Source organism: Pseudomonas sp. B20(2017) (assembly GCF_002113125.1).
GTDB lineage: Bacteria > Pseudomonadota > Gammaproteobacteria > Pseudomonadales > Pseudomonadaceae > Aquipseudomonas.
On record NZ_NEJP01000003.1, the window covers coordinates 386,300 to 401,606 of the forward strand.

Consider the following 15,307-nt stretch of genomic DNA (forward strand, 5'->3'; position numbering starts at 1 on the left):
ATTCCCCTGTGGGAGCGAGCTTGCTCGCGATAGCGGTATGACCATTAAAAATGATGTCGACTGATACACCGCTATCGCGAGCAAGCTCGCTCCCACAAGTTTTCTCTTTCTGCCCCATAACAACCACAACAACGGGACTTCACATGAAAGCCTTGCCCCTGCTCGCCCTCACTTCTTTGAGCCTGCTGCCTTTGAGCAGCCACGCGATTCCCCTGAACGATGATTTCGCGGTGCTGGTCGACCTGACCCTGGCCAGCGACTACCGCACCCGCGGCATCTCCCAGACACAGAACGATTCGGCGGTGCAGGCCGGTCTGACCCTGGCCCACAGCAGCGGCCTGTACCTCGGCGCGTGGAGTTCGAATGTCGATTTCGGCGGCGGCCTGAAAACCCGTCAGGAAGTCGATTACTACGCCGGCTGGCTGTGGCAGGCGACCGAGGCTGTGAGCCTGGATCTGGGCTACATCAAGTACGCGTATCCCAAAGAGAGCCAGTTCAACCAAAGCGAGGTGTACTCGATACTCAGCGCTTACGGCGTGAAACTCGCGGCGTATTACTCCAGTGACGCGCCGGGCATCGACAGCAAACAGAGTTCGCTCTACAGCTACATCGGCTATGAAACCGAATTGCCGTTGAATTCCGGGCTAAAGCTGCGCTACGGCAACATGGACTTCAAGGACCCGCATATGTATTCGGCGTCCGGTCACAGCGAAGAGTCCTATCGGGAGTGGGAAGTCAAACTGACCCACAACCTGGCCGGCGTGGTGCTGGGTCTGAGCTACATCGACACCGATCTCTCGCAGAGCCAGTGCCTGAGCAGTTGGGGCTTCAAGGACGTGTGCACGGCGACAGTCGTCGCCAGCGTCAGCAAGTCCTTCTGACCCGCCGCAAATTTCCCGTGGGAGCTGGCCTGCTGGCGCCCACATTTTTTTGCACTTACCGTGATTTTGTTACCGGATGTTTACGGAATTTTTACCAATGCCCTTCTACAGTTACGCCCGTAACCGCATGGGTTTCGACTGACGTAGAGGAAAGTATCGAAATGGCTTTGGGCAAAGGACTGCGTTTACCGTCCATCACTCCGACCCGCCTGGTCCTGCTGTTTTCGCTGGCACTGGTGGCGCTGTACAACCTGGCGACCTGGAAGGCGCTGGGAACGCTGATCACCCTGCAAGGCGCGCACAAACTGGCGTTTTTCGCATCCTTCGGGCTGTTTCTCTGGGCGGCGATCACGCTGCTGCTGACCCTGGTGTCGTTTCGCTGGACGCTGAAACCGGCGCTGACGCTGGTGGCCCTGCTCTCGTCCTGCGCGGCGTATTTCATGAACGAATACGGAATCACCATCGACACGGTGATGATCCAGAACGTGTTCGAAACCAATCCCGGGGAAGCCACGGCACTGTTCAGCGGCAAACTGCTGGCTTACGTGCTGTTGCTCGGCGTGTTGCCGGCCGTGCTGATCTGGCGCTGGCCGGTGGTGTATCGGCCGTTCTTTCGGGGCTTGCTGAACAAGGTGCTGGTGATCGCGGCTTGCGTGTTGGTGATCGGCGCTTCGGTGGGCGCGTTCTATTCGACCTACGCGCCGATCTTTCGCGAGGAAGACAAGCTCACCCACTTCATCAACCCGACCAACTACATCTACGCGATCAGCAAATACACCAAGCAGCGGCTGGGGATCAAAAAGCATTTCGTGGTGCAAGCCATCGGCGAGGACGCGGTGATGAGCGCCAAAGCGGCCAGTCGCGAGAAGAAATCACTGATGGTGTTCGTGGTCGGTGAAACCGCCCGGGCCGACCATTTCTCGCTCAACGGTTATGAACGCGAGACCAACCCCGAGCTGAGCAAACTCGACATCCTCAACTTTACCAACGTGCATTCCTGCGGCACCTCGACGGCGGTGTCGGTGCCGTGCATGTTCTCGATGTTCCCGCGCGAGGACTACAGCGACAAGAAAGGCAAAACCTACGAAGGCCTGCTGGACATCCTGCAACGAGCCGGCGTGCAGGTGCTGTGGCTGGACAACAACAGCGACTGCAAAGGCACCTGCCTGCGCGTGCCGAACCGCGACATCGCGAAGAACCAGCCGGGGCCGTTCTGCGACGGCAACAACTGCCTCGACGAAGCACTACTGGCCGACCTGCAAGGCTACATCGACAGCCTCAAGGGCAACGCGATCATCGTCCTGCACGCCGACGGCAGCCACGGCCCGGAATACTACGAGCGCTATCCGAAGGACATGGAGCACTTCAAACCGATCTGCCACACCAACCAGCTAGGCAGTTGCAGCCGTGACGAACTGGTCAACGTCTACGACAACACGATCCTCTACACCGACCATTTCCTGGCCAAGGTGATCGAGCTGCTCAAGCGCAATCAGGATCACCTCGATACGTCGATGCTGTACGTGTCCGACCATGGCGAATCGCTTGGAGAAAATGGCCTGTACCTGCACGCCGCGCCTTATGCGCTGGCGCCGGAAGCGCAGACCCATGTGCCGATGGTGATGTGGTTCGGCAACAACACCCTCTCGCAACTCGGCATCGACCGTGGTTGCCTGCAAGGCAAAAGCGGCCAGCCGGATCTGAGCCACGACAACCTGTTCCATTCAGTGCTCGGGTTGTTCGAAGTCAGGACGTCGCTGTATCAGCCGGGGCTGGATATTTTCCATGGCTGCCGGCCTTCCATGACGGCCTCGCAATAGCCCACCAGATATCACAAGCCACTGTGGGCCTGCTGGCGATAGCAATCTGTCAGTCAATATCGATCTTGATTGTCACACCGCTATTCGCCAGCAAGCTGGCTCCCACTTTTGGTTTTGTGGCGAATTCAGGAGGTGAGCTGCGCCAGGTATTGCCACGGGTAAATCCCGCGCTGGTGGCCATCACTGAACACCAGTTGCAGGCCGTAGCCCTGAGCGTTCAATTCGATGACCCGCACACGCGGGTCAACCATTGGCGGCGAGCCCCGCAGGCGAAACGCCCGGCACTGCGAGCACGGGCATTGGCGGCGCAGTTCGGCATGGTCGAGCAACTGCTCGCGGCCATCCGGCCAGCTCAGCCGTAACCGGTGTTCAGTTTGAGAATTACCGACCGACAGCGGATTCATTGCAGCTGACTCAAGGCGATCCGCACGGCTTTGCGCACCTCCGGATCGCCGTCGTCCTGCGCGGCCTGCAACGCCGCCACTGCCCCGCGATCATTCAATTCGCCGAGGGCCAGCGCGGCTTCCTTGCGCAGGTTGCTGATGCGATGACCGAGGGTGTCGATCAGGGCGTCGAGGGCTGCGACGTACTTGAGGCGCCCGAGGCTGCGGGTCGCACGCAGGCGCACTTGCCAATAGTCGTCGGCCAAGGCTTCGATCAGCGCCGGGCCCGCGTCGGTGTGGCCGACCTTGCCGAGGGTGGTCGCGGCTTCTTCGCGCACTTGCCAGGCCTGATCCTGCAGGGCCTGACGCAACGCGGGCAGCACCTCGGCATCACTGGCCAGGCCCAAAGCACCGGTGGCGGCGCGGCGCACTTCGGTGTCCGGGTCATCACTCGCCAAGCGGGACAGTGCCGGCAATGCGTCGAGTTGCTTGAGCCAGCCGAGCACGCCGACGGCTTCGCGGCGGACACTGGCGTCGGCATCGTTCAGCGCCTGAGTCGCGGCCGGCGCAGCGCCGGGGAAACGCAACTCGCGCAAGGCCCGGAACGCGGCAATCCGCACGCCGGTTTCGGCATGGGCGGTCCACGGCAGAATCACCCTGCCCGCCGCTTCAGTCTTGAGCAGGCTCAGGCTCTGCGCCGCTGCGGCTTGCACCGCCGGCGACGGATCGGTCAGCGCCTGGCACAGCGCTTCTACCACCGGTTCGTCTTCCCAGGCTTCCAACAGACGCGCCGCTTCGGCACGCACTTCTTCGGCGGGGTCTTCAGCCAGGCGCTCGACCAGCCAGAGCAGACCGTCCGGCTCTTCGAGGTCGGCCAGATCGATCAGGGCAATCCGCCGCACACCGGCGTCTTCGGCGGTCAGGCGCGGTTGCAGGGCGAGAATGTCGTCGTTATCGGTCACAGCAAAAAATGAGGTCACAGGGCAAATCTCGGCAAGGCGTTTTCAGGAGGCAAACCGAGCGGATTGAGGCGCGGCAGCGGTCGGTCGTTGTCGTGGCGCAGCAGGTCGAGACAATGGCGCTTGAGGCGCGAAAACTCGTGGCTGGTCACCAGTCCGGTGGTACGTGGCCGGTGGAAATCCAGACGCAGGTCTTCGATGATCCGCCCCGGCCGTGCGCTCATCACCAGCAAGCGATCGGCGAGGAACAGCGCTTCGTCGATGTCATGGGTGACGAACACCACGGTGGTGCGAATCCGCGTCCAGATATCCAGCAGCAGTTCCTGCATGTTCAGGCGGGTCAGCGCGTCCAGTGCGCCAAAGGGTTCATCCATCAGCAATAACCGTGGGCGATTGACCAGCACCCGGGCAATTTCCACCCGTTGCTGCATGCCGCCGGAAAGTTGATCGGGCCAGCGCTCGGCGAAGCCTTCGAGGCCGACCAGTTTGAGGATGTCGTCGGCGGCGCGATGGCGCTCGGCCTTGCCGATGCCGCGCATCTTCAGGCCGAAGGCAACGTTGTCGCGCACCGTGCGCCACGGGAACAAGGTGTGATGCTGGAACACCATGCCGCGCTGCGGTGACGGGCCGGACACTTCGGCGCCATCGACTTTCAACTGCCCGCCATGGGGCTGCAGATGCCCGGCCAGCGCGCCGAGCAAGGTCGATTTACCGCAACCGGACGGGCCAAGAATGCACACGAACTGGCCGGGCTCGACCTGGCAATCCAGCCCCTGCACCGCTTCGAACGCTTGCCGGCCTTCGCCAAGGACAATGGACAACTGGTGGATGTCGATCCGCCCTTCCGGGGTTTGCATCACGCTCATCAGGCTTTTCCTCGTGGTCGGTGCCAGGGCGTGAACAGCCCGCCCAGGCGTTTGATCAGCAGGCTGCTGCCCATGCCCAACACGCCGATCAGCAACATGCCGACCACGATGTCGGCGTAGTTCTGAATGGTGTAGGACTCCCAGGTGTAGTAACCGATGCCGAACTGACCGGAGATCATTTCGGCAGTCACCAGACAGAACCACGAGGTGCCCATGCCGATCGCAAGTCCCGTGATGATGCTCGGTGCGGCGCCCGGCAGGATCACTTCCAGCAGGATCGCCCGGCGCCCGGCCCCGAGGCTTTTGGCTGAGGCAATCAGGCGCGGGTCGACGCCTTCGACGCCGTGTACGGTGTTGAGCAGGATCGGGAACAGCGCGCCGGTGAAGGTGATGAAGACCATCGACAGCTCCGACGACGGGAACATCAGGATTGCCAGTGGAATCCAGGCGACGGCGGGGATTGGGCGCAGCACTTCCAGTGGTGGCAGCAGCAGGTCTTCGGCCCACTTTGAACGGCCGATGGCCAGGCCCAGGGCGATACCGATCACCAGTGCGGCGAGGTAGCCGGCGAAGATCCGACCGAGGCTGGCGGTCAGGTGCTGGAGGAGCTTGCCGGAGTCACCGAGGCCGAGGGCGGCTTCGATGACGGCCAGCGGGGTCGGGACGTTGGCGAAGGTAACGAGGCCGAGGTTCCAGTGGTGGCTCGCGGCGAGTTGCCAGAAGAGCAGGCAGAGCAGCAGTGAGGCGGCTCGGGGGATCCAGCGTCGATAGGGTCTGAACACAATAATTCCTCTCACCCCGACTCTATGTGGGAGCGAGCTTGCTCGCGATTCGGATAGGTCAGGCACAGTTGCACCGGCTGACCGGACGCCTTCGCGAGCAAGCTCGCTCCCACAGTTGACCGAGTTGTTATCGGGTTAACGACTGGCCACGGCCTGCGCGGTTGCATCGGTGAAGTCGAAGACTTTGCCGCCTTGGGCCGAAGCGTATTGCTGCGCCTGCCCCTTCAACAAAAACGCACTGAGGCGTCCCTTCGCATCACTGGCAAACCACGCCTGCTCCGCCAGCAACTTGATCCCGCTGTCACTCGCCTGGGCATACACCGCCCGGATGTTCTTGCCTTCCGACTTCAGGCCGGCCAACGCGGTGAACGCCTCTTCAGCCGAGGCGTACCGCCGAACCTTGTCCTCACCCCGCACCCAGATTTCCGCGACGTGACTGAAGTCCGAAATCGCTTTCCCGGTCACCGCATCGACAGACTTCAATGGCGTCTGCGCGTAGTTGGCCAGTTGCGCGGTGTAGTCCAGATTCGAGGCCTTGAACGCTGCACGGATGTACTGATCGTCGATAAAGGTATTCAGATCGAGCCCGCGATCGGCCTTCTTCAGCAGCTTCAGCGTGTCGATGGCCGTGCCGACAGCCTGGCGGTATTCAGGTTTCCAGCTCAGGTCACGGGTCTGTACACCGAGCGGGCCGTGGAACAGGTAATTGACCTCGGCATCGACGCCGGTGACCTTGGCGATCAGCTCGCTGTATTTCTCCGGTTCGGCGGCCAGCAGTTGGTTGGCTTCGATGCTTGCGCGCAGGTAAGCGACGACAATTTCCGGGTACTTTTTGGCGTAGGCCTGATCGACCAGCGCACCGTGGAAAGTCGGCGCATTGGCCTGGGCGCCGTCGTAGATCTTGCGGGCGAAGCCACGGCTCGGGAACAGTTCGGCGAACGGTACGAAGTCGGCGTGGGCGTCGATCTTGCCGGCCTGCAACGCCGAACCTGCGACCTCTGGCGGCTGCGCGATGATGTTCACATCCTTCAGCGGATCCCAGCCCTGCTCTGCCACGGCGCGCAGCAACATGCCGTGGGCGGTGGACGCGAACGGTACCGAAATGGTCTTGCCCTTGAGTTCGCTCAACGACTGCACGCCCGACGCGCTCGGCACCACGATCCCGTTGCCGCTGCCCTTGATGCTGCCCGACAGCACGCTGATGAACAGGCTGTGTTTGCCGGCGGTTTCAAATGCCACACCGTTGAACGCACCGGGGAAATCGGCCATGGCGCCGAAGTCGAGTTTGCTGGCGACCATTTCATTGGTCAGCGGTGCGCCGCTGGTGAAGTTCTTCCACTGCACGTCGTACTTGGCATCTTTATAGGCGCCGTCGTGAGGCAGGTATTTGTCGAGCAGGCCCAGCTCGCGAATCAACAGACCGCCGGCGGCGCAGTTGATGGTGGTGTCCTGGGTGCCGATGGCAATGCGGATGGTTTCGGCCGAGGCCGACAAGGTGAACGATGCCAGTACCAGACCGGCGATTGCTGCACGCAACATGGTTGAATCCCCTCGAATCATTTCCAGGATGTTCGTCTCCGCCGCGATCAGGGCGCGGTGGGAAACGAGGGGTGTTTGGTGAATCCAGCGTCCGGGGTTTACGGATGGCTTTGGGACTGTCTGTGCGGGCATCTTCGCGAGCAAGCTCGCTCCCACATGATCGTCGGTTTACTCATTATTTGCGGCTGGCTTCTATCCACTGTGGGAGCGAGCTTGCTCGCGAAAGCGGACTATCGGTCAACGCAGTAAATATGGAATTTCGACTTTGACGGCACCAGTCGGGCAGTCCTTTTCGCAAGGCATGCAGTACCAGCATTCGTCGAACGCCATGTAGGCCTTTTGCGTGGCCGGGTTGATCGCCAGCAAGTCCATCGGGCAGACGTCGACGCACACGGTGCAGCCCTTTTCGGCGATGCATTTGTCCTCGTCCACGGTGACGGGGGCGTTGGAGCGGAAGAAGATTTCCTGGGCTTGATAGGCCATGGTCCGGACTCTCTCTAGTGATGCATCAAGCGGCGAAAGCGCCGACCCGCAAGCGGTCGTAGGCCTGCATTTCCTCGGCATCGAGGGGGATGATGTAAGGCTCGACGGCTTTCTTGAAACTGGTCATGCGCCCGTCTTCACCCTTCTTCAGGTGGCAGTGGCAGAACCACTCGCGGTCGTCCCGTTGCGGGTGATCGACGCGGTAGTGGTACAGACCCCAGCGGCTTTCGGCGCGGAACAGCGAGGCGCGCGCGGCCATTTCGGCGCAGTCGCGGATCACGCTGGTTTCCATGGCGCGCATCAGCTCGTGGGCGTTGTTGGCCTTCATTTCGTTGAGATCGCGTTCGATGTCGCTGAAGCGTTGCAGGCCGATTTCCATCTTCTTCGTCACTTTCGGCGGTTGCAGGTAGTCGTTGACGAAGCGCCGCAGCTTGTACTCGACCTGCGCCGGCGGCAGACCGTGTTCGCGATCCAGCGGAGCGTAGACCCGGGCCTTTTCCTTCTCGATCTGCTCGGCATCCAGCGCAGAGAACTCGCGCCCGGCGACAAATTCCGCCGCGTTATTACCTGCGAACCAGCCGTAGGTGAACGCGCCGAGCATGTAGTTGTGCGGCACGGCAGCCATGTCGCCGGCCGAGTACAAACCTTTCACCGACGTTTCGGCACGCTCGTTGACCCATACGCCGGACGCCGAATGGCCGCTGCAAAAGCCGATTTCCGAGATGTGCATCTCGACCATTTGCGTGCGGTAATCGGTGCCGCGATTGGCGTGGAACTGGCCGCGACTCGGGCGTTCGTTGCTGTGCAGGATTTCCTCGATGTTCTGGATGGTTTCCTCGGCCAGGTGATCGAGTTTGAGGAACACCGGGCCGTTACCGCTTTCCAGTTCCTGGTGGAACTCCCACATCATCTGCCCGCTCCAGTAGTCGCACTCGATGAAGCGTTCGCCCTTGTTGTTGGCGGTGTAGCCACCGAGCGGGCCGGTGACGTAGGCGCAGGCCGGGCCGTTGTAATCCTTGATCAGCGGGTTGATCTGGAAGCACTCGAGGTTCGCCAGTTCGGCCCCGGCGTGATACGCCATGGCGTAACCGTCGCCGGCGTTGGTCGGGTTTTCGTAGGTGCCCATCAGGTAACCCGAGGACGGCAGACCCAGTCGCCCGGCCGCGCCGCAAGCAAGAATCACTGCCTTGGCCTTGATCACATGGAAGTCGGCGGTGCGGCAGTCGAACCCCATCACACCGTTGACGGCGCCCTCCTCGTCGGTCAGCAAACGCGTGCAGACCAGTCGGTTGGTGATGCTCACCCGTGCGCGCTTCAACTGGCGATACAGGACTTTCTTGATGTCGTGCCCTTCCGGCATCGGCAGCACGTAGGCGCCCATGTGGTGGACTTTCTTCACCGCGTAATCGCCGGTTTCGTCCTTCTCGAACTTCACGCCCCAGCGGTCGAGCTGCTCGATGGTTTCGAAACTGTGCGTCGCGTAGGCATAGACCGCCGCCTGATTAACGATGCCGTCGTTGGCGATGGTGATTTCCTTGGTGTACTGCTCCGGCGTCGAATGGCCGGGAATGATCGCGTTGTTCAGGCCGTCCATGCCCATGCTGATCGCGCCGCTGCGTTTGACGTTGGCCTTGTCGACCAGCAGCACGCGCAGCTCTTTGTTCTTTTCCTTGGCTTTGATTGCGGCCATCGGGCCAGCGGTGCCGCCGCCGATCACGACGATGTCGTATTCCTGTTCGAGAGTATTGCGGGTCATGTTCAGGCCCCTTTTTGCCGGTCGATCCGCAGGCGGTACTGGAACGCATCGCCACGGTAGTAAAGGTGTTCGAAGTCCAGCGGCTGGCCGTTGGCGTCATGGGTCAGACGTTCGATGCGCATGATCGGCGAGCCAGCTTCGACGTTCAGCGCCTGGGTCAGGTCGCTGTCGGCCAGCACCGCGTCGATGGCCAGATCGGCGTGGCCGAGGGCGATGCCGCAGTCGTTTTCGAGGATCAGGAAGATGTCGCGGGTCACCAGATCAGCCTTCTCCAATCGTTCGCCGACGGCTTTGGGCAGGTAGGTGATTTCCAGCGAAATCGGCTCACGGTTGATCAGCCGTACGCGTTTGATCTGCGCGACGATTTCGCCTTCGGCAATCTGCAAACGCTCGGCGACCAGTTTGTCGGCGGCGATGAATTTGAAGCTGCGCAGGCGGTTGATTACCTCGTAGCCACGGCCGGTCATCGACTCAGCGAGGCCTTGCAGTGTGCTGACGTTTTGAAAGGTCTTGGGTTTGGCGACGAAGGTGCCTTTGCCGTGGATCTTGAAGATCAGCCCTTCTTTCTGCAGATCGCCCAAGGCCTGGCGCACGGTGATGCGGCTGACCTTGAACAGCGTGCCGAGCTCACTTTCGGATGGCATCTGGCTGTCTTGCGGGTATTCGCCGTCGAGAATCCTGGCGCGCAGCACGTCGCGCAGTTGGGTGTGCAGAGGAACGCTGCCAAGGGAAAGAACGTTATCGGTCATCACGGGATCACTTGTTATAACGAGTTATGACGTGATCTTAGAGACGTTATGACAAGCTTGAGAAATACCGAATGAGCATAAGGTTAGATGCGCAACACCATCCCCTGTGGGAGCGAGCTTGCTCGCGATAGAGGTGTATCAGTCACCAAAGTTATTGACTGACAGGACGCTATCGCGAGCAAGCTCGCTCCCACAGGGGATTTTGGTCAGGTTCGTTTGAGGATCTGATCCATGACCCAATCGGTCTTCAGGGCTTCGGCGGCGATTGCCGGGTGCCTGGACTCACCGCGAATCTGCGCGTTCATGCCCAACACGTGATGCCACTGGATATGCTCGTGATGGGGGATTTCCAGGCTGATACCCTCATCGGCGTGCAGCTCGACCGGATGCTCGTCGAACACCGAAAACCCGATCCGCCCTTGGCTGCCGATGATCTCGACCCGATCCTCACGCCGGTCCGCGACAAAACTCCAGCAGCCCATGCCCAACGCGCCCGAGGCGAATCGCCAACTGGCGCTGACCGCATCCTCCGCCGCATACAACCCGGCCTGACGCGCGGTGAAGCCGGCGACTTCAACGATGTCGCCGAGCAGGTACTGGAACAGATCAAACCCATGGCTGGCCAGATCCGCGAAATACCCGCCACCGGCCACCGCCGGATCGGTGCGCCAGTTGGCGCTGCCGTCCAGATCCTTGGGCGATGGCGCCTTGGTCAGCGTCCAGCTCAAATGCCGCACTTCGCCGATGCGCCCCTGCTCCAGCCATTGCCGAACCTGCTGGAAGCGCGGCAGCGAACGCCGGTAATAGGAGACGAACAAGTGCAAACCGGCATCGGCAAACACTTGCTGCATCTCGCGGCTTTGCCCGGCGTTGAGGGCCATGGGTTTTTCCACGCAGCAATGCTTGCCGGCGGCGGCGACTTTCAGGCTGTAGGCGTGGTGACTGTCGGGTGGCGTGGCGATGTACACCGCGTCCACCTCGGGGTCGTTGATCAAGGCATCGACGTCGGTGTACGTCCGGGCGATGCGGTGGCGCGCGGCGTAATCGGTCACCGCTTCGAGGCGTCGGCCCATCACCGCCACCAACGCCGAGCCGGGCGCCTTGTAGAAGGCCGGCCCGCTCTTGCGTTCAGCGACGCTGCCGCAACCGATCATGCCCCAGCGCACCACGTTCATTCTTGTGCCTCAGCCGATGCGCAGTGCGCGCAGATCGAGGTGCCCGTTTTGCAGCGGCGGGCACCAGTAGTAGCCGCCGGTGATCGGCCGGCTGATGCGGTACAGACCGTCGGTGATGCCGTCTTCCAGACCGCTCATGCGGCGCAGTTGCGCTTCGAAGGCATCGAGGGAGAAACCGAACGCGAGGAACATCAGGCCGGCGCGATCGCCTTCGATCCACGGCATCGAACGACGCACGACGAACGCTTCCGGGGCGAAGCTTTCCTGGGCGGTGCGCTTGACGTGGGCGGACACCGGGGCGTCGTCGATCTCTTCGTTGTCGCTCAGGCGACGACCCATGATGTTGTCCTTGTCTTCGGCGGACAGCGCATGGAAACCCTTGAGGTCGTGCTGCCATTGCTGGATCGCGGCGAAGCTGCAACCGACCAGACCGTCCGCGCCTTCACTTTGCAGTGCGGCGGCGATAGCGGCTTCGTCATGCGGGTTTTCAGTGCCGTCTTCATAACCGGTGAGGTCATGGCCGTCCTTGTGGCGGAAGGCTTCCTGCATCTGCACCAGACGCAGCGCCGGGGCCAGCGCGGCCTCAAGTGCGGTGCTGCGGTTGAGCAGCTCGCCACGGTCGACGCCGTGCAGCCAGACCCACAGGGCGTGCTGGGTCGACGGGTTTTCCACGCCGACACCGGTCAGCGCCGGGAAGCTGCGCAGGCCGTCGATGTTCACATTCAGGGCCTTGGCCAGGGATTCACCGAAACCGACTACCGCCGACTTGCCGTCCACCAGGTTCAGCAGGTTGTCGATCGCCTGCGGCAGCGCTTCAACCGATTCGAGGGCGAAAAACAGGTGACGTGCTTGCGGCGGAACTGGGGTGGCGAGGATGCCCGGCTGGTAGTAACTCATGTCGACTCCTTGGAAAGAGCGCGGAGTTTAACTGTAGCCGGAGGATTTGTGTGGGATCAGATGACGCACTCGCTGCGCCACGCACTCGGGCTCTTGCCGGTCCAGCGCTTGAACGCCCGGCGAAAACTGCGCACGTCGCTGTAACCGACTTCCTCGGTAATCCGCTCGATCGGCATCTCAGGATTGGCCAGCAAACTCATGGTTCGCGCCTGCCGCACCTGCTCCAGCAGCGCCTCAAACGTCAGCGAATGTTCAGTCAACCGCCGACGCAAAGTCCGGCTGCTCATGTTCAAGTCACCAGCAATCTTTTCGATGTGGCTGCCCCGGCTCAGGTCCCGGGCAATCGCCCGCTCCACGGCCTGAATCAGATCGAGTTTCTGGTGAACCTGTGCTGCTTCCAGTTCCAGCAACTTGACCGCCTGACGCAGCGCCAGCGAATGATGGTTGGGCAGGTTCACATCCAGCCATTGCACGTCGATCAGCATGCGGTTGTGCAGGCACCCGAAGCGCACCTCAGGCCCCAGCAGCCGCCGGTATTCATCAACGTAATCCGGCGCGGCGTGCATGAACTCCACCGCAATCGGCTTGAACGTCTCGCCCACCAGCGCCCGGCCGTAGACCAGCAGGCTGGCGAAAAACTCTTCAACGGCAAAAACCTGCACTTCGGCGAATGGCAGCCGGCATTCGACGTCGACGTACACCTGATCGCCCACCACATCGACACTGGAAACCACGATCCCGCCGGACGTGTGCTGATGCCGGACCCCGATTTCGAACGCGTCGCGCAAGGTCTTGCACAGCGACAGCACATGCCCGAGCAGCCCCAACGTGCCGAGCACGTTTTGCGCACCGACCCACAGACCCAGCCCCTGATTGGGCAACGCTTTAAGCGCACGCTGGATCATCGCTACGGCCTGGCGATAGGAAATCCGCTGCGCCGGATCCTGCAAGTCTTCGAAATCAAAACCCAGGCCACGGCACAGGCTCTGCGGTTCAATGCCCTTGCCGGCGACGACTTCGGCCAGGGTTTGCAGGAGAAATGGCGATACCAGCGCCAGTTCGAAGGTCGGGTCTTGGATTTTTACGTTCATGGAGGCTGACATTCCGGATCACGCTGAATTGTTATTTTTGTAACCGGTTATGTCGAAGGAAGTTAGCACAGGGTTGGCGGGCTGTCCGCAGAAGCCCCCTTACGTGTCCGCCAATACCCTGCCCTGTCGTGCGCCAAGGGCTTATTTCTATAGTGGCCGGGCGCCCTGCGTGCCGGCGTTGCGCCCAAACACAATAATGATGAGGACGGACATGACCCCGAACCGCGCGACATTCCCTGTGCGACTGGCGCTGAGCCTGCTCGGCTGCGCCGCGACCCTGCCGGCGCTGGCCACCGAAGCCGGCGTCGACAACATCGGCCCCGGCACCGACGGCTTCTTCATGCTGCCGATGGAAGTCGACAGCCTTCCGGAGAACATGGTCGCCTTCAACCTCTACTACAACCACTACAAGGCGCGGAAGCTCAACATCAGCTCGTTCGGCGGCAAGGTGCCGAATGTCGAAATCGAATCCACCGCCGTCATCCCGCGTCTCGACTACCTGAGCCCGGTGCGGATCTTCGGCGGGCGCCTGGCCGGTTACATCGCCCAGCCCTGGCTCAAGCAGGAAGTGTCGGTGTTCGGCCTGAGCGACACTCGCGAAGGCATGGGCGATACCACCATCGCGCCAATCATCCTGTGGGACATGGGCAAGAACCTGACTCTCGGCGCCGCCGTGGAAATCACCGTGCCCACCGGCGAGTACAGCGTCGACCGGCTGGCCAACACCAGCAACAACTTCTACACCTACAAGCCATTGTTCTCCTTCACCTGGCTGCCGACGGACAAGACCGAAGTCTCGATGAAGACCACCTACAGCTTCAACGAGAAGAACAAGGACACCGACTACAAGTCCGGGCAGATCTTCCACTTCGATTACTCGGCCAGCTACAAGATCACCGACGACCTGATGCTCGGCATCAACGGCTACTACCTCAAGCAGACCACCGACGACAAACAGTTCGGCCACACCGTGCAGTTCGCCGGCGAGGACGTGAACGACGGGGTGCGCGGCAAGGTCTTCGCCATCGGCCCGGCGCTGCACTTCACCTTCCTCAAGTACGCCAGCGCCGAGATTCGCTGGGCCAAGGAATTCGACGTGGAGAACCGGCCCGAGGGGGAAATGCTGTGGGCGAAGGTGAGTATTCCGTATGCGTTCTGAGTGCATTTGTAGGAAAGCGTGCGCGGATTTGTAGGCTGAGAACCTGAAAAACAGAGGGTGGGAATAGGCCTACAGCGGCGGTCGAGATTGCCGGACAACGGAGGGAAACGTCCGGCAGATTTAACGGGGGGGCTTGCAGATACTGGGCTTCGTTATCCCATAGTTCTTCGAGAGCTGATGGGGTTCATCGTCTGCCAGTGACGACAATGGGCCATTCCCCCTTAAACTGCCGAGATTGATCACGGAGATCACTATGAGCTTATTACTTTCCCCGTATTACTCTGACTTCGAATCCGAAGAAGAGGCCGAGAGCTACGATCGCTGGTTTCGCGCTAAGGTGCAGGCTGTACTGGATGACCCTCGCCCGGGCATTCCCCACAAGGAAGCCATGGTGCGGCTCGATCAGCTATTAGAAGAGAGACGCAAGAATCGACGCGCTGCCGCTTGAATGGAGCGATCAAGCTCTGGACGATCTGGCTGACATTATCGATTACATTGAACAATACAACTCAAACGCTTCAACGGCTCTGCAGCACAAGGTGGGTGTAGCAACGCAAAGGCTTTCATCAATTCCCTACGGTTACCGATCCGGTCGAGCGCCAGGCACTCGGGAAATGGTGGTCAATCCAAACTATCTGCTGGTCTATCGAGTGAACGGGCGCATCAAAATACTGACGTTAGTCCACACCCGACGACAATACCCACGAACCTCATCACCATAAAAAAAGGGCGGCCAAACGGCCGCCCGAAGCGTACTACACGAGAGT

General features: G+C 61.1%; 16 protein-coding genes. 5 read left to right on the forward strand and 11 right to left on the reverse strand.

Annotation, left to right across the window (positions count from 1 at the left end):
• Positions 1-143 precede the first annotated feature (143 nt).
• Both CAF63_RS06870 and CAF63_RS06875 read left to right on the forward strand, forming a co-directional pair.
• Entirely contained in the window at positions 144-881 is a 738-nt protein-coding gene (locus tag CAF63_RS06870; protein ID WP_085683927.1) for a TorF family putative porin, read from the forward strand.
• Between the two features lie 161 nt (positions 882-1,042).
• Positions 1,043-2,701 (forward strand): phosphoethanolamine transferase, encoded by a 1,659-nt coding sequence (locus CAF63_RS06875; protein WP_085683928.1) that lies wholly within the window; start codon positions 1,043-1,045, stop codon positions 2,699-2,701.
• Positions 2,702-2,826: 125 nt separating this feature from the next.
• On the opposite strand, the gene CAF63_RS06880 is transcribed toward CAF63_RS06875, so the two are convergent.
• The 11 genes from CAF63_RS06880 to CAF63_RS06930 all read right to left on the reverse strand — a co-directional run bounded on the left by CAF63_RS06880 (position 2,827) and on the right by CAF63_RS06930 (position 13,381).
• Positions 2,827-3,105, reverse strand: coding sequence for a DUF971 domain-containing protein (locus CAF63_RS06880; protein ID WP_085683929.1), 279 nt, complete (start codon positions 3,103-3,105; stop codon positions 2,827-2,829).
• On the reverse strand, positions 3,102-4,064 hold the full coding sequence (locus CAF63_RS06885; RefSeq protein ID WP_085683930.1) for a HEAT repeat domain-containing protein: 963 nt from the start codon (positions 4,062-4,064) through the stop codon (positions 3,102-3,104). The genes CAF63_RS06880 and CAF63_RS06885 overlap by 4 nt, the downstream gene beginning before the upstream one ends.
• Positions 4,061-4,909, reverse strand: coding sequence for an ABC transporter ATP-binding protein (locus tag CAF63_RS06890; protein WP_085683931.1), 849 nt, complete (start codon positions 4,907-4,909; stop codon positions 4,061-4,063). Before CAF63_RS06890 ends, CAF63_RS06885 begins: the two co-directional genes overlap by 4 nt.
• Positions 4,909-5,691, reverse strand: coding sequence for an ABC transporter permease (locus CAF63_RS06895; protein ID WP_085683932.1), 783 nt, complete (start codon positions 5,689-5,691; stop codon positions 4,909-4,911). Before CAF63_RS06895 ends, CAF63_RS06890 begins: the two co-directional genes overlap by 1 nt.
• A gap of 135 nt (positions 5,692-5,826) precedes the next feature.
• Positions 5,827-7,230 (reverse strand): ABC transporter substrate-binding protein, encoded by a 1,404-nt coding sequence (locus CAF63_RS06900; protein ID WP_085683933.1) that lies wholly within the window; start codon positions 7,228-7,230, stop codon positions 5,827-5,829.
• A 237-nt stretch (positions 7,231-7,467) separates the two neighbouring features.
• Positions 7,468-7,713 carry a ferredoxin family protein gene (locus tag CAF63_RS06905; protein WP_007959413.1) on the reverse strand — a complete coding sequence of 82 codons (246 nt, stop codon included), beginning with the start codon at positions 7,711-7,713 and terminating at the stop codon, positions 7,468-7,470.
• Between the two features lie 25 nt (positions 7,714-7,738).
• A complete protein-coding gene (locus CAF63_RS06910) occupies positions 7,739-9,469 on the reverse strand; it encodes a fumarate reductase/succinate dehydrogenase flavoprotein subunit (RefSeq protein ID WP_085683934.1) in 1,731 nt (576 codons plus the stop codon).
• Positions 9,470-9,471: 2 nt separating this feature from the next.
• Complete coding sequence (locus CAF63_RS06915; protein ID WP_085683935.1) at positions 9,472-10,218, reverse strand: GntR family transcriptional regulator; 747 nt, start codon at positions 10,216-10,218, stop codon at positions 9,472-9,474.
• Positions 10,219-10,424: 206 nt separating this feature from the next.
• Positions 10,425-11,393 (reverse strand): Gfo/Idh/MocA family protein, encoded by a 969-nt coding sequence (locus CAF63_RS06920; protein ID WP_085683936.1) that lies wholly within the window; start codon positions 11,391-11,393, stop codon positions 10,425-10,427.
• Between the two features lie 9 nt (positions 11,394-11,402).
• Positions 11,403-12,290, reverse strand: a complete 888-nt coding sequence (locus CAF63_RS06925) for a Dyp-type peroxidase (protein WP_085683937.1) — start codon at positions 12,288-12,290, stop codon at positions 11,403-11,405.
• A gap of 56 nt (positions 12,291-12,346) precedes the next feature.
• Positions 12,347-13,381: an AraC family transcriptional regulator gene (locus CAF63_RS06930; RefSeq protein WP_085683938.1), complete on the reverse strand. Its 1,035-nt coding sequence runs from the start codon at positions 13,379-13,381 to the stop codon at positions 12,347-12,349.
• A 211-nt stretch (positions 13,382-13,592) separates the two neighbouring features.
• Between CAF63_RS06930 and CAF63_RS06935 the strand changes: the two genes are divergently transcribed.
• The 3 genes from CAF63_RS06935 (at position 13,593) to CAF63_RS06945 (ending at position 15,262) form a co-directional block, all read left to right on the forward strand.
• Positions 13,593-14,540 carry a transporter gene (locus CAF63_RS06935; protein ID WP_085683939.1) on the forward strand — a complete coding sequence of 316 codons (948 nt, stop codon included), beginning with the start codon at positions 13,593-13,595 and terminating at the stop codon, positions 14,538-14,540.
• 253 nt (positions 14,541-14,793) lie between these two features.
• Entirely contained in the window at positions 14,794-14,988 is a 195-nt protein-coding gene (locus CAF63_RS06940; RefSeq protein WP_085683940.1) for a stability determinant, read from the forward strand.
• Between the two features lie 46 nt (positions 14,989-15,034).
• Positions 15,035-15,262 (forward strand): type II toxin-antitoxin system RelE/ParE family toxin, encoded by a 228-nt coding sequence (locus CAF63_RS06945; protein WP_256574495.1) that lies wholly within the window; start codon positions 15,035-15,037, stop codon positions 15,260-15,262.
• Positions 15,263-15,307 lie beyond the last annotated feature (45 nt).